Below are 18,285 nucleotides of genomic sequence, written 5' to 3'. Positions count from 1 at the left end.
AACGAAACAAACGAAACAAACCCCAAAAAAGAGGATTTACAACTTCCTATAATAACAATTTCAACATATGAAAAATTCACAATAGAAAACCGTATTCTCCCCGCACCTACTTTCCTGCCTCATCTCTCTTCGCACACGCGCATTGAAAAATACAAAGAAATACCACACCTCATCTGGTATGCCAAGCTTTTTTTGTGGTAAGTCGTTCTTAGACAACCTCTTTGACTTGTTAGCAAGATTTCCGTGCACGTTATTTTGAAAATGGTACACCTTATGATAAGGTTATGCCTGGAAAGCAATGTAGTACATACCACTTATCTAGGGAGGATGAACATCCTTGAATCACAGTAAATTACACTCCAATACCATATTCACACAGATAGGCAAACGATATATGTTACTCCTAATCATCAGCTTATGTGTACTATTAACTGCATGCGGACAAACGAAGACATCGGAACCATCGCAAGATTCGAATGTGGAAACTAGTGATAACGCGTCACCTTCGCCTGAAGCAAATGGCAATCCGAATAATGGAGAGCAAAATGGAGCCGACTCGGACACAAGTGAGGATACACAGAAAGAGTCAGACCAGACGACTCCACCGCAGGAGCAGGATGACCAAGACCCGGTGAAGGAACAGCTCAGTCAACTATCATTAGAAGAGAAGATTGGGCAGATGATTCTCGCAGGGGTGCAGGGTACGAAGCTTGATGACCAAGGCAAGAAAATGATCTCTGAACAAAAAGTAGGCGGCATTATATTCTATGCCAATAACGTTACAACGATTGATGCCACCGCTCAATTTATACAGTCCATTAAGGAGGCCAACCGTTCCAATCCAGTACCGATCTTCTTGAGTGTGGATCAGGAGGGTGGCAAAGTGAGTCGTATGCCCGATTCTGTGGAGTCCATTCCTTCCAATCGGACAGTGGGAGATACCAATCAGGCCAAACTTGCAGAAACAATGGGTCAGTTATTAGCGAGACAAGTAAAACTCGTTGGCTTTAATCTTGATTTTGCTCCAGTGCTTGATGTGAACAGTAACCCAAAGAACCCGGTTATCGGTGATCGTAGCTTCGGTAGTTCTGCTAATCTTGTAGCTAAGATGGGTGTGGCGGAGATGAAGGGGCTGCGCAGTGAAGGTGTGATTCCCGTGGTGAAGCATTTCCCTGGTCATGGGGATACGTCCGTGGATTCTCATCTGGATCTGCCGGTGGTGAACAAAACGTTAAAACAACTTGCAGAGCTTGAATGGATTCCATTCCAAGCGGCCGTGAAAGAACAAGCTGAAGCTGTTATGGTCGCTCATATTTTGTTCCCTAAGCTTGATCCAGATCATCCAGCTTCCTTGTCAGATGTCATCATCGGTGAACACTTGCGAGGCAAATTCGGCTATGATGGAGTAGTCATCACAGACGATCTCAGTATGGGCGCAATTGCTAAGAACTATAAGCTGAACGAAGCTGCAATAACGACGGTACAAGCCGGAAGCGATATATTACTTGTAGCTCATAGTTATGAGAGTGCCAAAACGATCTTTGATACACTTTTGAATGCAGTACGAAATGGTAAAATCTCAGAGTCCAGAATTGATGAGAGTGTATATCGGATTCTATCACTGAAGCAACACTATAAACTTTCGGATGAGCAGCAAGCTTCAGGCAATCTGAAGCAATTGAATGCAGATATCAAGGCCTGGCGCAATCAGGTCAATCTGCAAAAGTGAAGCTAAGCTTACATTAGACAAGGAAAGGGCAGTGATCACAATAAGCCCTTTCCTATTCATAATTTGATTACTGGTTAGAGGTGATGCCCAATATGTATACGGTATTAATAATTGAAGATGATCCCAAAATCGCCGGTCTGCTGAAATCTCATATTGAGCGCTATGGAGATAGGGCAGTCATCGCTGAGGATTTCGAACAGGTGCTCCCGCAGTTTGAGCTGCTTCAACCTCATATTGTCCTAATGGATATTAACTTGCCGAGCTATGATGGATATTACTGGTGTCGGCAGATCCGTTCGCTCTCTACGTGTCCGATCCTGTTTATCTCTGCGCGGAGTGGCAAGATGGATCAGGTGATGGCACTAGAGAATGGTGCTGACGATTATATTACGAAGCCATTCGAGCATGAGATTGTAATGGCTAAGATTCGAAGCCAGCTTCGACGGGTGTATGGGGATTACGCTACACGCCATGAGGAACGCAAAGTGGAGTTGCACGGTTTAACGATTTTCTTAGAAAGCATGGAGATGCAGTTAGGTGAACAGAAGGTACAATTGACGAAGAAGGAGACGATATTGCTCGAAACGTTATTGCGCCGTAGTCCAAAATTAGTCAGCAGAGAGACGATCTTGGAGAAGCTATGGGACGATTCCTTCGTAGATGATAATACGCTTAGCGTTAATGTTACCCGTGTACGGAAGCGATTGAATGAGCTTGGCATTACGGATGCGTTGGAAACGGTACGTGGGTCGGGTTATCGGCTGAATAGTAATTGGAAAGACATCGCACAACCATGAAATTATTTATTAAAGAACATATTGCGTTAACCTGTTGGGTAGTGGGGATGTTACTCACTGTGGTGGCGGTATTCTGGTACGATGGTTATGATCACTGGTTGACCGCAGCATATGCCGTATTTCTTGGTCTCATCGTGTACATTGGTTATTTAACGTATCGTTATATGTCTCATCGTGCATTTTACACTCGGTTGTCTCATCAGATGAATTCGTTAAAAGAGTTCACTCCACTTTCTGAATCGGTACCTTTGTCAGAAGCTTTGGCTAAACTGCTGGATTCACAATATAGTCATTACCACACGGATTTGCACCGAATGGAAAAGCGTAAGCAGGAATACTTAACATTTATGAACCAATGGATTCATCAGATGAAAACTCCGTTGTCTGTCATTGAATTAACGATCCAGGATCACGAGGATGATGATCCACGTCTCAGAAGTATTCGGGAGGAAGCGGATCAGATGAGGCGCAGTCTGGAAAATGTCCTGTACGTTGCACGTCTGGAAACATTTGAACAGGATTTTACAGTAGAACCGGTGTCGCTTAAAGCGGCGGGGGAAGCTGCGATTCACGAGCTGAAGCGTTTCTTCATTCGTAATCATGTCTATCCGGAATTAGAGATTGATCCTTCGATCATGGTACAATCTGATGCCAAATGGATACGGTTCGTTCTTGTCCAGCTATTATCCAATGCGATTCAGTATTCCACGGGCAATGGGCAGAAGATATATGTACGGTGTTATGAGAGCGAACGCGCAATCATTCTTGAAGTACAAGATCATGGAGTGGGTATCCCCACCGCAGATCTTAAGCGCGTATTCCAGCCTTTCTTTACAGGAGAGAATGGCCGACATTTCAAAGAATCCACGGGTATGGGGTTATATATCGTGAAGGAAGTGCTGACTCAAATGAATCATCAGATTGAGTTGCAGTCTGTTCAAGGCGAAGGTACAACGGTGAAAATTAGTTTTAATACATGAGCGAAATGAAAAGACGTCCGAAACTTTTTGAGAGAGAACGGCGTCTTTCTCTGTTTTATTTTCTGGTAGTGACGACATTGAACCGTAACCTTACATTATTGTCATGTAGATGAAAGGTTAAGCCATAGGAGAAAAACAGCGATTCAGATAGACTGAATGTATAAGTTGAAGGAAAGAGCTATGGAATGGAATGAACATTCAACATGCTTAATCCAACGTAATGAGATACAGGTTAAGAGGAGTGGTTATCTGATGGAAATATGTTCAGTGCAACAGATTAGCAAAATTTATAAAGGGATTGTCTCACATGAAGCATTATCAGGTATCGATTTAAGTATTCAAGAAGGCGAGTTTGTAGGTATCATGGGGCCATCGGGTAGTGGGAAAACAACGCTGCTGAACATGATCTCCACGATTGATCATCCTACATCAGGGGAGCTTCGGATTGCAGGGCAGAACCCGTTTCAACTGGGGCACGACGAGCTCGCTTTGTTTAGGCGTAGACAATTAGGATTTGTTTTTCAATCCTTTAATTTATTGAACACCCTAACCGTGAAGGAGAATATTGTATTGCCACTTACGCTGGATGGCGTTGCCCTTCATGAGATGAATGAACGAGTGGAACGACTTGCAGAGAAGCTGGGGATTACGGCGATTTTGGACAAGCGCACATATGAAATCTCTGGTGGTCAAGCGCAACGGACGGCCATTGCACGAGCGCTAGTCCATGCACCCAAACTGATTCTGGCTGATGAACCGACAGGGAATTTAGATTCTAAGGCTGCGCGAGACGTGATGGAAATGTTAGAGCAGCGCAATCGGGAGGATCAAGCGACGATGCTGCTGGTTACTCATGATGCGGTGGCGGCGAGCTACTGTAGTCGGGTTGTATTTATCAAAGACGGCAAGTTGTACAACGAAATACATTACGGCGATAATCGAGCGGCTTTTTACCAAAAGATTATTAATGTTTTATCCCTAATGGGAGGGTCAGGACATGAATTTTCGCCAGTTCGCTATTAATAATGTCGTTCGGAACAAAAGAATCTATCTGGCTCATTTCTTGAGCAGTACATTCTCTGTCATGATCTTTTTTATCTATGCCTTGTTATTATTTCACCCTGATCTAAGTGAAGGGTTGAAGGGCTCAAGTGAAACAGTCACATCGCTTGCCAATCAAGGGTTTGTTATTGCTGAGTTCATTATATTTATCTTCTCATTTCTATTCTTGTTGTACTCCGTTGGTTCATTTCTCAAAACACGCAAAAAGGAATTTGGTATTTTCCTGATCCTGGGCATGACGCGCAAGCAGATGAATCGACTTTTATTTATGGAAAACATGTGTATCGGCCTTGCCGCCATCATCACAGGAATTGGATTAGGTCTCATCTTCGGCAAGTTGATTTTACTGATCTGTAGCTCTATGTTAGCTGTGGAAAATGGTTTGCGTTTCTATTTACCCTTGAAAGGTATGGCACTTACGATGGGTGCATTTCTATTGTTGTTCGTGGTCATTGCCTTATCTTCATCGCTGCTTATTCGCAAAGGGACACTGATTGACCTTGTCAAATCAGAGGAAAAACCAAAACCAGAACCGAAGGCTTCTCGCATGCTGGCATGGTTGTCCGTGGCTATGATCGGTGGAGGCTATGCGGGCGTGTTCACTTTTGTATGGGGGTCGTATTCGTTTCCGATACTGTTTGGAAGTGTCCTATTCGTTATTGTAGGTACGTACTTGCTGTTTACCCAACTTAGTGTGTATACCATTCGGGCACTCAAACGCAATCAACGTCTATTTTTCCGCAAAACGAATTTACTTTTCCTATCCGAGCTTACCTATCGGATGAAAGATAATGCCATTATGTTCTTTATGGTGAGTGTCATCTCGGCTTCGTCCTTCACAGGCATTGGAACCATGTTAGCTATTGCTGATCCGGGTCTGTCGTCCATGACGAATCCATATGCATTCACATATATGAATTCATGGGATACCGATGTGGCTGAGAAGCAGCTTAATCAGATTGAGGAGTCATTAATTGAACATGAAGTACCTTATGTCAGAGGTAGTTATGAAACCCTTTATGAGAATAATAACGGTAATCTGATTAAATTAAGTCAATACAATCATCTAGCCAAGGCACTTGGTTACGAAGAGCGAACACTGAAGCAGGATGAGGCATTTCTAACTCCAGGCAATCTAACGGAGCGTAAAAAATTGCGTGCACAGATTGATCAAGGTTTCTCATCAACGGAAACAAGTTTAGAAGTGGAAGACCAGCGCGAGCAGGTTCAATTAGTTGCCCCAGGTACCGAAATCGTGATTCCTGTAGAGTATGAAATGAGTCTGTATGTCGTTTCCGATGAGTTGTTTGACAAGGTCAAGCTGGCCTATTTTGAAGAAGCGAATCTGGATGAAACGTTCTACTCTAACCGCACAACCCAGTTTGTCGTTACCGATTGGATGGGCACACGTAGCTTCGCGCCGGAACTCATTGAATCCATTAGATCAGAGCCGCTGGAGCACGGTTACTTCTCGGTTAGTGCTCTTGTTGTAGATTGGCTGAATTCGAAGCAGACGAATGGGATCATTCTTATTCTGAGCGGCTTGATCGGCATCGTATTCTTTACTTTTGCTGCAAGCTTCACGTATTTCCGCCTTTATGCTGATCTGGAGCGGGATGAAGAGCAATATCGTATGATTGGCAAAATGGGATTGAGTCGCCCGGAGCTTCGACGAATGGTTACACGTCAACTCTTACTAATGTTTTTCCTGCCAATTCTGGTTGCGATTATTCACAGCTCCGTCGCTTTTATCGCACTGCAACAATTGGTCGATTTCTCCGTGATGGGATATACACTTCGAATTTTCTTGGTGTTCGCTTCCATGCAAGTTCTATACTTTGTACTTGTACGCTGGCGTTATCTACGCAACATGTATACAAAGTTGGCCTAGGTGAATGTCTTAAATCTCGCTTATGGACATCTTTTACCGCCTAATGTATAACGACACATATGTAACATCTTCACAACCAACACCAGACCTGCGTTTGGTGTTGGTTGACTTTCATGAGCAAAGCGAAGTACTATTTTCTTAGATACATAATGTATCATTTGAGAAGGGATAGAACGATTCCTTTGAAGGAGGATTTAGCTTGAGCATAACGATGTCTCGTGGACAAGCTTACATACACCGACTCAATGATGAACGTAACGTATGGTTAGATGGTGAGCAGATTAATGTAACTAGTCACTCTGCGTTCCAAGGTACATTACAGACCATTGAAGGTTTATTCAATCTGGCGGATGAACCGGAATCAAGAGATACCATAGCTTATTGGGATGAGCACATCGGTGGGTATGTGCATCGAGCCTTTCAAGTGCCGCATTGTAGGGAAGACCTTGAGCATCGTGCTGGTGCATTTCGGTTGTGGTCTGAACGGACGTATGGCGTCATGAGTCGATTATCCGATTATGCACGCTCACGTCTGACGGGGTGGTACGCAACTCGCGATGCCATGGGGAACCATGATACCTATTACGCGGACAAAATATCCAAGTATTACGAAGAAGCGAAGCGACATGATCTGTTCCTGACGATTGTACAGCGTGATCCACAGATGAATCGTTCTTTACCAATAGGCGAAGATGAAGATGCGATGCTACGTATTGTACGTAAGAATGAAGAGGGTGTTGTGATCCGGGGGGCAAAGATGATTGCAACTGCGGCTCCGTATGCCGACGATATCCTTATTTATCCTGTACAACGTATTCCCGGAGATAAGCCAGAGCTGGCTCACATGATGATTGTACCTTTGAACAGCCCCGGCTTGCACGTATTATGCAGAGAATCGTTCGCTGCGACGGCTCAACAGTCTTCACACCCATTAAGTCATCAATATGATGAGATGGATGCGGTCTTATTTTTTGAAGATGTGCTGGTTCCTTGGGAACGTGTGTTACTCCACCATAATCCAGAAGCGGTATGGCAGATTCGTTGCAATGTAGCTTCCTCCAGTCTAGCCTACCATCAAAGTGTCATTCGTCTGTATTCCAAACTAGAGTTCGTTACAGCCATCACCTCCTCCATTGCCCAAGAAATTGGTGTAGACTCCTTCCTTAATGTGCAAGAGCAATTGGGAGAAATGATCAGCCAGATGCAAACGATTGAGGGATTGATTATTGCTGCGGAAGCCAAAGCCAAGCCAGATAGGTACGGTAATTGGCTCCCTGAATTTAAGTATATTGAAACGGCAAGGAACTTGGGCAATCGTTATTATCCACGATCCATCGAAATTTTGAAAACGATCGCTGCAGGTGGACTTATTCAGATTCCATCCGGAATGCCGGGTACAAACCAGCCCTTGGAACATATGATCCATCAGTATTTAGGTGGTGTGACGATATCGGCACAGGAGAAAACAAGGCTCTTTCAACTGGCTTGGGAGCTTACGGGCAGTCCGCTGGGTGCCAGACATGATCTATATGAGCGCTTCTATGCAGGTGATCCACTCCGCAACCGAGCGAATCAGTATATACAATATGACAAGCAGCACTTGGTAGATCGGGTTAAGCCTTGGCTGAAAGCATAATATAACGTCCTAACTTGTGACTTTGCTTACGATATCGTTTGAAGTAGGTCACATCGTAGAGTACAATTCAACCGCCTGGGTTTACGAACCTGGGCGTTTTATTTAGATTATCTTTAGAAAGGGTTTAGGTTGTATTAAGAGACGTAGGTTATAGTGTAGGTATAACTAAAAATCTCTATATAAACATTTACACGTGAACGGAGAGGACAGAAATAACATGAAGAAGCGGAGCGTTCGCCTTTATCCCCGGATTTTCCCTTTTATAAAAGGGAATCAAAAAAATCTGGGGATAACAGCGATCGGAATGTTGTTCTGTCATCGCAGTGGTCAGTGTAAATATTCTAACTTAACACTGAAATGAGAGGGAACGTATGAGGTACACATTGTTGATTGCAGATGACGAACCCGAAATTGTGGAACTGCTTCAGCTGTATTTGGAGAAAGACTACAACATTCTAACCGCTGCCAATGGAGAGGAAGCATTACAGCGTATACAATCCACCCCAATTGATCTGGTTATTTTGGACATTATGATGCCTGTAATGGATGGTCTTCAGTTGATCAAACAGATCCGGGCTACGTATCATATGCCAGTGTTATTTTTGTCTGCGAAGAGTCAGGATCATGATAAAATTTTGGGACTTGGACTAGGGGCTGATGATTACATATCCAAACCATTCAACCCACTTGAGATTGTCGCTAGAGTAGAGGCTTTGTTAAGACGGGTCAACCAATTCGATGCAATGGAAGTCTCGGCACCTCAAGAGGCAACCCGCACGCTTGGTGAGCTATCGCTTGATCGTTCCAAATGTATGCTGTATCGCTCGGGACGACCTGTGACGTTGACCTCAACAGAATACAAAATTGTGGATCTACTGTTGGAGCAACCGGGCAGAGTATTTACCCGCAAAAAAATCTACGAAGCTGTGTGGGGGGATTATTATGCTCATGAAGACAGTACCATTATGGTACATATCAGCAACATTCGGGAGAAGATTGAGCGTGATTCCAGACAACCTGAATATTTGAAAACGATAAGGGGATTAGGATACAAAATTGAAGCGCCTATGGAAAACTAGAGAAAAGAGACCGCTGCATACGTCCCTGACACTGGACTTTCTGTTATTCAACTTCTTTTTGCTGTTACTCGTACTGGTTGTATATATTATCGTATCCCTTGATGTCGTTGATTTTCGCATCTCTGACCATATCGTCGATCCCGATCTGAATGTAGAAGCGCATGTGTATGTGGCTGAACTGGAGAAGGCAAGAAATCAGGAAGGTACGGGAGTTACATCCAATATCGAAACGCAGCGACTGGAGGATAGCGGTGGTTGGTTAGAGATTTTGAATGCAGATCGCTTCGTTGTAAGTTCAGTAGGCAATAAAAAGGACGCCATTAACCAGTACACGGAGTCCGAGTTATTTGCCAAGTTAGAAAATCGCAGCGACCAGTCCTATTATTATTCCATTTCCCCGTTCGTAGCAGAGGGAGAAGCTAAGTACCTTTTACTCAAACTTCCACGGGATCTGGTAAGCATTCGGATGAATGATAACCAACTGATTACGAATCTGAAGCATCCCTTGCCATTTTACATCTTGGTAGGTATTGGACTTCTGCTAGTACTAACGATTGTATACAGTTATTGGGTCGCCAAGCGAATTAAGAAACCACTTCGAGTGTTATCGCTGGGGCTTACCCAAATGATTCGGGGGAATTACAGTACGCGTATGTCCATCTCGGCCGAGAAGGAGTTTGTGCAGATTGGTGAGACCTTTAACTTCATGGCAGATGTGATTGAGAAGACGTCAGCCGAGAAACGTTACGCGGAAGAGAGCAAGCAGCGACTCATTGTGGATCTATCCCATGATCTCAAGACACCGATTACGTCTATTCAAGGTTATGCTCAGGCGCTGGTCGAGGGTCGAGTTGGGGATGCAGAGAGACAGCAACGGTATCTAGGCTACATCCATAATAAATCTGTACAAGTTGCGCGAATGATCCAAAATATGCTGGAACTGCTTAAGGTTGATTCACCCGACTTCCATATGAGCATCAAGCAGCGGGAAATTGGAGAATTTGTGCGAGAGGTCATGGCCGATACGTATGGAGAAATAGAACAAAACCAGTTTGTGCTACATGTTCTTGTGCCAGATGAAGAGATCTATGCCAGATATGATCCGGAGCTGTTATCCCGAGTCATTCAGAACTTGATTACCAATGCACTTGCATATAATCCAAGAGGTACAGAATTACGTGTAGAGCTGATCCCACAGGAAACGTATGTGTCCATTGAAGTCGCTGATACCGGGGTAGGTATACCTCAGGAATTATGGGCAACGATATTTGATCCTTTTGTTCGAGGGGATGCAGCGAGATCGGGAACGGGTGGAACTGGACTCGGGCTCGCTATAGCCAAACGGAATACAGAGAAAATGGGAGGCCATCTAACGTTGTCTCAGCGCGGACGGGAAACAACCATCTTCACCATTGTTATGCCAAAATAAAAGAGAAGAAGCCGATCTGCATGCGATTTCCGCGTCGCATACAGATTGCTTCTAGAAGGCTAACCATAGACATGTACATTAGAAATGGGAATCTGGAGGGGACATATTGTTTAAAGTAAAAAACTCATTTGCACGATTCAGCATTGGATTAGCTCTTGTGCTGATCAACATCTATCTATTATCCAAAGTGAGCTTCATATTCCAGCCATTAGTTACGATGATTACGGTAATTACTGTGCCGATGATGCTTTCGGTTTTCTTTTATTATTTACTGAGGCCTTTGGTTAATTATATGGAGAGAAAGAAGCTTAACCGAACGGCCAGTATCCTGCTGATCTATCTGATCTTTGGCATCTTGCTTGTGCTGTTTGTTGTGGGGTTATGGCCATCCTTGCGTCAGCAATTGATCAATCTAGTGGAAAATGCGCCAAACCTGCTTAATTCACTAAGTGTTCAGCTCAAAGCATTAGAACAAAACGGTGTAATTACGACCTTGTTCCCGGATAATTCAACGCCGTTCTCTCAAATTACAGACTACATCAATAAAGGATTCAACTTCGTGACGGACTACGTTAGTGGTCTCATCTCGCTGATTTCCAGTTTTGCTATTATCCTGTTCACCTTCCCAATCATTCTGTTCTATATGTTGAAACAAGGAGAGAAATTTGGTCGTATCCTCGCTTCGATTGCGCCCAAGCGTTTTCAGAAGGATAGTCGTGAAGTGGTGCTGGAGATTGATCAGGCGCTCAGTGGATTTATCGTAGGAAGAGTGCTTGTAAACCTGGCATTAGGTGTATTAATGTATATAGGTTTTCTAATCATCGGTTTACCGTACGCACTGTTGTTGACCGTCATTGCTGTCATTATGAACTTTGTTCCATTTATCGGTGCGATCGTATCTTCGATTCCTATTGTGATCATGGGACTCGTCGTATCGCCTTCAGTGGCGATCTGGTCACTCATTATTATTCTTGTGGCGCAGCAGATTCAAGATAATCTAGTTGCTCCGTATGTATTCGGCAAAAAGCTGGATATTCACCCGCTCACAACCATTATCTTGGTACTCGGTGCGGGGGACTTGGGCGGAATTATAGCTATTCTTATCATTATTCCGTTCTATATGATTCTTAAAATCTTGTTGGTACGTATCTACAATTTGTTCTTTAAGGAAAAATGGCAAAATGCCTAGTGAGTTTTCAGACACGAACCAACTCAAATTAATAAGAATGGAGCGATCCACATGACTGAAATCGTACCTGTAACTTATCATGAACCTGAATATATTGAACCTCAGCCAGCTCTAATTGGCGCAGTTCATATTGCTACGGATGTTGTATCCAAAATTGTAGGCATAGCTGCACAGACAACCGTGGGAATATCGTCCATGTCTTCTGGCTTAACAGAAGGCATTGCGAAGAGCATTAGTGGCAAGAGCCTGCAAAAAGGCATTGATGTGATTGTAAAAGAAGAGCGGGCATCGATTCAATTAAGAATTATTTTGCAATATGGTTGTCGTATGCATGAGGTCTGCCGTGAACTGCAGCACAATGTGCAGCAGGCTGTAGAGAATTTCACAGGAATATTCGTTGATGAAATTAAGGTTCATGTGGTGGGCGTATCCATGCAGGAACAGCAGGTTTAAACGAGGTATAATTGTGAACCGGTATCCGGTTAATATCATCTAAAGTTAAATTTCGAGTATTTGCTCCAATAAGAGAAACAGCACGTTCCCTTTAACTATGAATTGGGGAAGGTGCTGTTTTTTGTTTGCGATACTGAGTTGGAGATTGTCCCATGACCTTCTTGAACATCTTGGAGAAGAGCAATTGATCCAGATATCCGACGGACCGAGCAATGTCACCAATACTTAGACTGGGATCAAGCGTCAGTTCAGCTGCTCTACGCATGCGGTAATTTACGAGGTAGGACTGAATACTGCTTCCGATCAGATCTTTGAAGAGTGAGCACAGGTAACTTCTTTGTAGCCCAACATGGGAGGCAATAGCTTGAACCGTGATCGCATTAGCATAGTTCATCTCAATAAAATCAATGACCTGCGTAACATACGTATCCTTCGTATAGTCCTGCATCATCGGAAGAGTCGTTTCACTAGCTTGATCAATTAGCACAGCGAAGTATTGGTATAACAAGCCGGTCATACTAATTTCCCAGCCTTTATGTGTATTTCTAGAGCTAATCATGCGATGCAGACACGAGCGCAGTTCATCATCATTATGAAGTTCGAAGATCGGACACTGTTCAGACAGGCAAGCTTGTTGTAATAAAGTAACGACATTGCTCCCTTGAAAAGCTACCCAGCTATATTCCCATGGTTCATCTTGGTCAGCTTCATAATGAACAACTGAATGAGGCACGATGAGAAATCCTTGTCCTTTGTGTAATTCGAAGGTTTGCCCTCCGACCTGGAAAGTACCTTTGCCATTCAAAATGTAATGAATTTTGTAGTAATCACGCATCGCTGGGCCAAAACTGTGCCCTGGTGTGCAAGGCTCGGTGCCATAATGGAGCAGCTGCAGCTCCTGAAATTGATTGTTCTTGAACATATACGTAATCACTTGAGGTCACTCCTGTTCCGAAGACTATATCTTGCATTTTAACATATTCGATTGCGATATGTACGCTTAATTGTTTTGTTTAACATAACATCCGATGATGATATAACAATCATTTTGCCATACGTAGGTAGTGAAATGCCATATGGTTTTCAGTAGGGATTGTCTAAGATAAGAGGGTGATCAACAATAACGCATAAGCAGAAATGAGAGATATGAATGCCCTATACTGCAAATAGTGAACGATACAACGAAATGAATTATGTCCGCTCCGGTAAATCCGGAATCAAGCTGCCTCAGATCGCACTAGGATTATGGCAAAATTTTGGCGGCAATCGCACCATGGATGTTCAGACAGAAATGATCCTTCGTGCCTTCGATCTGGGCATTAATCATTTTGATCTGGCCAACAATTATGGACCACCTCCGGGGTCGGCAGAAGAGAACTTTGGTGTCATTTTCAAAAAGCATCTGCGTCCTTACCGGGATGAACTGCTGATCTCAAGCAAGGCTGGATATCATATGTGGGAAGGTCCTTACGGCGAATGGGGCTCTCGCAAAAACTTGATTGCTAGCCTCGATCAAAGTCTCAGCAGAATGGGACTTGAGTATGTCGATATTTTCTACCACCACCGTCCAGACCCTGAGACACCACTGGAAGAAACGATGGCTGCTCTCGATCATATTGTAAGACAAGGCAAAGCATTATACGTGGGCTTGTCCAACTACAATGCTGAGCAGACGCAAGAAGCCGTTACGATTCTTCGCCGTCTGGGCACGCCATGTCTGGTTCACCAGCCGAACTACTCCATGCTGAATCGCTGGATTGAAGACGGACTTCAGGATGTGTTGGACGAACAAGGTGTGGGGTCAATTGCGTTCTGTCCTCTTGGCCGCGGACAGTTAACGAATAAGTATGTTGAGAAGATTATTGCAGAACGGGCTAACCCAACAGGGAATTTGAAAGTAGAGGCTTATACCGACGAACGGATTGCCAAGTTCGAAGCGCTTCAAGCTGTTGCTGAACGTAGAGGACAGACGATATCCCAGCTTTCACTAAACTGGATTCTACGTGGCAACCGTGTGACCTCAGCTCTGATCGGTGCAAGCCGCGTGTCACAGATCGAAGAGAACGTAGCAGCTCTCAAGGCACCGGAATTAACAACAGAAGAGCTGAACGAGATTGATCGCATCTTGGACGGTATTGGAAATTATCCTTGGTAATGAGATTATGAAATGGAATAATGAAATGCGATAGTGATATGAAAATTCGAGAGCGTCTTCCAGTGTATAGGAAGGCGCTTTTGAGTTAATAGACATTCGAGTAGAGTGTACATTGTACGTAATGTTAATAATGATTGATTAACAGCCTTGAAGACAGGCTGTTATTTTTTATTTTTTTAATGAATTCAGTTCATAGCACCTGGTCCTAGGATTTGAGGTATAATGTATAGATGCTTTACATTTTGAAACATGAAGGAGAGGCTCCATTTGAACTTTGAACAGTGGATTTCGCCTGAAAGCTATAACCTGACATCCGAGATGGAGAATCACCCGTCAGATCGGATTGCACTTAGATGGCTCAGCGATCATCAAGAGTTGGAAGAGATCACATACGGTGATTTATTTAAGCAGGCCAACCGTCTTGCTGGTGGATTACGTGACTTAGGATTGGAGAAGGGCGATCGGGTGCTGGTCATGGTACCACGCCGTATTATTGCCTATGTTATTTACATTGCTTGCCTGAAGCTGGGCATTGCTGTGATCCCTTCTTCCGAGATGCTGCGAGCGAAGGATTTGGAATATCGTCTGCGGCACTCTGAAGCCCGTGCAGTGATTGTGTGGTCTGAGACAACAGCAGAAGTGGAGAAGATGAATTCAGATCTGCCATCACTCGCACACCGGATCGTTGCATCACCTCATGGTGACACTGGCGTACCGGCCGAAGGCTGGGTGAACGTGGAGAAGTTAATGCAAGGTCAATCTGATGAGATGGCTGCGGTAGAAACACATCGTGATGATATCGCGATTCTTGCGTATACCTCAGGAACAACCGGTAATCCCAAAGGAGTTGTACATAGCCATGGTTGGGGATATGCTCACCTGCGGATCGCTTCTTCGTTATGGCTAGATATCCAGCCATCAGATACCGTGTGGGCAACCGCAGCACCTGGATGGCAAAAATGGATCTGGAGTCCGTTCCTCTCTGTACTCGGAAGAGGTGCAACAGGGCTGGTCTACAATGGATCATTCCATCCCAAGCGTTACCTACAACTCATGCAGGAACATGAGATCAGTGTACTCTGTTGTACACCGACGGAATATCGATTAATGGCAAAAACAGATGATCTGGGACACTATGACTTGTCCAAGCTCCGTAGTGCCGTATCTGCTGGTGAGCCGCTTAATCAGGAAGTTATTGAAATATTCCAACGACATTTTAACCTCACGATTCGGGACGGCTATGGACAGACGGAAAGTACGTTGCTTATTGGAAGCTTAAGTGGTGCGCCTATTCGAATTGGATCCATGGGTCAATCCATCACACCAGGTCTGATTGAAATTATAGATGAAGATGGTCAGCCGCAGCCAGCTGGACAAGTTGGAGATATCGCGGTGCATAAAGATATGCCAGCATTGTTCCGTGAGTATTATCAGGATGCTGGACGCAAGGAAGCTAGCCAACGGGGCGATTATTTTGTAACAGGAGATCGCGCACGTAAGGATGAGGAAGGCTTCTTCTGGTTTGAAGGTCGGAGTGACGATATTATTATCAGTTCAGGGTATACGATCGGGCCATTTGAAGTCGAAGAAGCCCTTATGAAGCATGGCAGCGTGAAGGAATGTGCGGTGGTGGCAAGCCCAGATGAGATCCGAGGACATGTGGTGAAAGCCTTTGTCGTTCTTCGAGATGAAGCACTGGCTTCACCGGAACTGGTACGTGAATTGCAAAATCATGTCAAAGAGTGGACGGCACCTTACAAATATCCACGTAAAATTGAATTTGTTACCGATCTGCCAAAAACAAGCTCAGGTAAGATTCGCCGGATTGAACTGCGTGAACAGGAAAAACGAAACGTATAATGGTGATCTATAACTATAAAATTTTGAAACAGGAGTGAAAATATTCATGAGCGCATTTGAACAATCTTTTGAAAAGTCGTTAGAGCAATACGCCGAGTTGGTCGTTAAAGTCGGTGTGAATATTCAGAAGGGGCAAGATCTATTGGTGACTGCACCAATAGAGACATTAGAGTTCACCCGCTTGATCGTACAGAAGGCATATGCGGCTGGTGCGAAGTATGTACAAGTAGACTTTGATGACGACAATATTACGCGCAGCCGTTTCGAGCACGGTTCGGATGATAGCTTTGACTACTACCCTGCTTGGAAGGGCGACATGATGGAACGCTTCGCCGAAGCAGGTGGAGCGACATTGACGATCAAGGTACCTGATCCAGAGCTGTATAAAGGGATTGATTCAGACAACGTTTCCCGTGCGACAAAGGCTGCTGCGGAGGCTCGTAAAGGATATTCCAAATACACGCGTAACCATGAAATTAGCTGGTGTCTGATCAAAGCGCCAACGAAGGCGTGGGCAAACAAAGTATTTGCGGATATACCGGAAGAAGATCGCATTAACGTGATGTGGGAAACGATCTTCAAAATGAACCGTGTTGACGGCGGCGATGCTGTGCAGAACTGGGGAGAGCACCTGGATACACTCAATACCATGAGCGATTTGTTGAACAAGAAAAATTACAAAAGTCTGCACTACCGGGCACCAGGAACCGACTTAAAGATTGAGCTTGTTGACAATCATATCTGGGGCGGTGGCGGCAGCGAAAATAAACAAGGGGTCTACACCGTGGCAAATATGCCGACTGAAGAAGTGTTCACGATGCCTAAGCGCAGTGGTGTGAACGGTTATGTTAGCAGTACCATGCCGCTGAATCTGAACGGACAGCTTGTTGACCAGATGTGCATTACGTTTAAGGATGGACAGGTCGTTGCTTATACTGCTGCATCTGGCGAAGAGCATCTGAAGAACCTGTTTGCTACAGACGAAGGTGTACGTTATCTTGGTGAAGTAGCGCTGGTGCCGCATGATTCTCCAATCTCGAACCTGAATCGCATCTTCTACAACACGGGTATTGACGAAAATGCATCCTGCCATTTGGCTGTCGGAAGTGCGTATCCGTTCAACATGAAGAATGGCACATCGATGTCCAATGAAGAATTGCTTCAGCATGAGTGCAATGTGAGTCTGACACATGTTGACTTCATGATCGGCTCGGCAGAGCTCGATATTGATGGTGAATTGCAGGACGGAACGATTGAACCGGTATTCCGCAAAGGTAACTGGGCATTCTAATTGGTTCATGAACTAATTACATGATCGTACGAGAGTACTGATAAAAGATTATAATATAAGAGCTTTTGTATAAGAATATTGCTATAAGGTATTAATATAAGCGTATGATATGAAGGGAGAAGTGACTTCGGTAAGCGAAGTCACTTTTCTATTTCTATTCACTTGTGAGCTTAACGAAAAAGCAATTTAATAGAGTTACCGTCCTGCTGACATACAAACGTCTAGACCAACTTTACAGGCACACAAATTTCGCAGAAATGATTTTTCAGAAGTTGGTAGCGGTATCGTTCCATAACCGGTTTGGTATGATCGAGCGTGTGATGATTTTGTTGCAAATAAGGGATGATCTCATTCCATGCTTGCTGCATATCTTCTGCCGTGTGTCTGACCTTACAAATCAGGTATTCTCCGCCAGACAGTTCACTCATTTCGACAGCATCAGAATGCACAGGCTCAAGTTCAGTCATCACAATAGCTGCATCGTATCTACACTGTTGTGGGGGTGTGCTGGCCGGGTCATCCTGCGGAATGCCGAGTAAAATAGCTGATTCATTCAGCAGCTTCTGATCATGCGCCCATTGCTTTAACCTATCCATCGCTTCTACATTGGCTGACCCGTAAGGGCCGATCTGACGCACATAAGCAATGCGATACGATTGCATTGTTTCGAAAACCATTTCCATTGGAAAGTTTCCTCTCTATATTGATTTCTGTTACATGCTGGATGTTAACAT

15 protein-coding genes are annotated in these 18,285 nt (G+C 44.2%); 13 read left to right on the top strand and 2 right to left on the bottom strand.

Translation table 11 applies throughout. The features are described 5' to 3' along the window. The first annotated feature begins 337 nt into the window (after nt 1-337). From nagZ to DMB88_RS17805, 10 genes are all read left to right on the top strand, one after another. Complete coding sequence (gene nagZ / locus DMB88_RS17850) at nt 338-1,729, top strand: beta-N-acetylhexosaminidase (protein WP_254438241.1); 1,392 nt, start codon at nt 338-340, stop codon at nt 1,727-1,729. A 92-nt stretch (nt 1,730-1,821) separates the two neighbouring features. After that, nucleotides 1,822-2,526, top strand: coding sequence for a response regulator transcription factor (locus DMB88_RS17845; RefSeq protein WP_128102443.1), 705 nt, complete (start codon nt 1,822-1,824; stop codon nt 2,524-2,526). After that, nucleotides 2,523-3,506 carry a sensor histidine kinase gene (locus DMB88_RS17840; protein WP_128102442.1) on the top strand — a complete coding sequence of 328 codons (984 nt, stop codon included), beginning with the start codon at nt 2,523-2,525 and terminating at the stop codon, nt 3,504-3,506. Before DMB88_RS17845 ends, DMB88_RS17840 begins: the two co-directional genes overlap by 4 nt. A gap of 252 nt (nt 3,507-3,758) precedes the next feature. Next, nucleotides 3,759-4,529 (top strand): ABC transporter ATP-binding protein, encoded by a 771-nt coding sequence (locus DMB88_RS17835; RefSeq protein ID WP_128102441.1) that lies wholly within the window; start codon nt 3,759-3,761, stop codon nt 4,527-4,529. Continuing rightward, a complete protein-coding gene (locus DMB88_RS17830) occupies nt 4,504-6,459 on the top strand; it encodes an FtsX-like permease family protein (RefSeq protein WP_128102440.1) in 1,956 nt (651 codons plus the stop codon). The genes DMB88_RS17835 and DMB88_RS17830 overlap by 26 nt, the downstream gene beginning before the upstream one ends. Before the next feature lie 211 nt (nt 6,460-6,670). Continuing rightward, on the top strand, nt 6,671-8,095 hold the full coding sequence (locus DMB88_RS17825) for a 4-hydroxyphenylacetate 3-hydroxylase family protein (protein ID WP_128104494.1): 1,425 nt from the start codon (nt 6,671-6,673) through the stop codon (nt 8,093-8,095). A 371-nt stretch (nt 8,096-8,466) separates the two neighbouring features. Beyond that, on the top strand, nt 8,467-9,174 hold the full coding sequence (locus DMB88_RS17820) for a response regulator transcription factor (RefSeq protein WP_128102439.1): 708 nt from the start codon (nt 8,467-8,469) through the stop codon (nt 9,172-9,174). Beyond that, nucleotides 9,152-10,603, top strand: coding sequence for a sensor histidine kinase (locus DMB88_RS17815; RefSeq protein WP_128102438.1), 1,452 nt, complete (start codon nt 9,152-9,154; stop codon nt 10,601-10,603). The genes DMB88_RS17820 and DMB88_RS17815 overlap by 23 nt, the downstream gene beginning before the upstream one ends. 106 nt (nt 10,604-10,709) lie before the next feature. Next, nucleotides 10,710-11,792, top strand: a complete 1,083-nt coding sequence (locus DMB88_RS17810; protein ID WP_128102437.1) for an AI-2E family transporter — start codon at nt 10,710-10,712, stop codon at nt 11,790-11,792. A 51-nt stretch (nt 11,793-11,843) separates the two neighbouring features. After that, nucleotides 11,844-12,245: an Asp23/Gls24 family envelope stress response protein gene (locus tag DMB88_RS17805; RefSeq protein ID WP_128102436.1), complete on the top strand. Its 402-nt coding sequence runs from the start codon at nt 11,844-11,846 to the stop codon at nt 12,243-12,245. Nucleotides 12,246-12,336: 91 nt separating this feature from the next. Here DMB88_RS17805 and DMB88_RS17800 read toward each other — a convergent pair whose 3' ends face one another. After that, entirely contained in the window at nt 12,337-13,179 is an 843-nt protein-coding gene (locus DMB88_RS17800; protein ID WP_254438240.1) for an AraC family transcriptional regulator, read from the bottom strand. A 216-nt stretch (nt 13,180-13,395) separates the two neighbouring features. On the opposite strand from DMB88_RS17800, the gene DMB88_RS17795 reads away from it, so the two are divergent. The 3 genes from DMB88_RS17795 to DMB88_RS17785 all read left to right on the top strand — a co-directional run bounded on the left by DMB88_RS17795 (nt 13,396) and on the right by DMB88_RS17785 (nt 17,551). Beyond that, entirely contained in the window at nt 13,396-14,400 is a 1,005-nt protein-coding gene (locus DMB88_RS17795) for an aldo/keto reductase (RefSeq protein ID WP_128102435.1), read from the top strand. Nucleotides 14,401-14,649: 249 nt separating this feature from the next. Further along, a complete protein-coding gene (locus DMB88_RS17790; RefSeq protein WP_128102434.1) occupies nt 14,650-16,260 on the top strand; it encodes an acetate--CoA ligase in 1,611 nt (536 codons plus the stop codon). 46 nt (nt 16,261-16,306) lie between these two features. Next, a complete protein-coding gene (locus DMB88_RS17785; RefSeq protein ID WP_128102433.1) occupies nt 16,307-17,551 on the top strand; it encodes an aminopeptidase in 1,245 nt (414 codons plus the stop codon). Between the two features lie 221 nt (nt 17,552-17,772). Here the strand turns inward: DMB88_RS17785 and DMB88_RS17780 are convergent, their stop codons facing one another. Continuing rightward, complete coding sequence (locus tag DMB88_RS17780) at nt 17,773-18,234, bottom strand: AraC family transcriptional regulator (RefSeq protein ID WP_128102432.1); 462 nt, start codon at nt 18,232-18,234, stop codon at nt 17,773-17,775. Between the last annotated feature and the right edge of the window lie 51 nt (nt 18,235-18,285).

This window comes from Paenibacillus sp. DCT19, from assembly GCF_003268635.1.
Taxonomy (GTDB): Bacteria; Bacillota; Bacilli; order Paenibacillales; family Paenibacillaceae; genus Paenibacillus.
Note: the sequence above shows the minus strand (reverse complement) of the source record. Positions and strands in the feature narration are given on the sequence as shown.

Excerpts from the sequence above, each read along its gene's own strand:
- DMB88_RS17845 (WP_128102443.1), top strand. The coding sequence starts at position 1,822 with ATGTATACGGTATTAATAATTGAAGATGATCCCAAAATCGCCGGTCTG.
- DMB88_RS17840 (WP_128102442.1), top strand. The coding sequence starts at position 2,523 with ATGAAATTATTTATTAAAGAACATATTGCGTTAACCTGTTGGGTAGTG.
- DMB88_RS17835 (WP_128102441.1), top strand. The coding sequence starts at position 3,759 with ATGGAAATATGTTCAGTGCAACAGATTAGCAAAATTTATAAAGGGATT.
- DMB88_RS17830 (WP_128102440.1), top strand. The coding sequence starts at position 4,504 with ATGAATTTTCGCCAGTTCGCTATTAATAATGTCGTTCGGAACAAAAGA.
- DMB88_RS17825 (WP_128104494.1), top strand. The coding sequence starts at position 6,671 with ATGTCTCGTGGACAAGCTTACATACACCGACTCAATGATGAACGTAAC.
- DMB88_RS17820 (WP_128102439.1), top strand. The coding sequence starts at position 8,467 with ATGAGGTACACATTGTTGATTGCAGATGACGAACCCGAAATTGTGGAA.
- DMB88_RS17805 (WP_128102436.1), top strand. The coding sequence starts at position 11,844 with ATGACTGAAATCGTACCTGTAACTTATCATGAACCTGAATATATTGAA.
- DMB88_RS17795 (WP_128102435.1), top strand. The coding sequence starts at position 13,396 with ATGCCCTATACTGCAAATAGTGAACGATACAACGAAATGAATTATGTC.
- DMB88_RS17790 (WP_128102434.1), top strand. The coding sequence starts at position 14,650 with ATGAAGGAGAGGCTCCATTTGAACTTTGAACAGTGGATTTCGCCTGAA.
- DMB88_RS17785 (WP_128102433.1), top strand. The coding sequence starts at position 16,307 with ATGAGCGCATTTGAACAATCTTTTGAAAAGTCGTTAGAGCAATACGCC.
- DMB88_RS17780 (WP_128102432.1), bottom strand. The coding sequence starts at position 18,234 with ATGGAAATGGTTTTCGAAACAATGCAATCGTATCGCATTGCTTATGTG.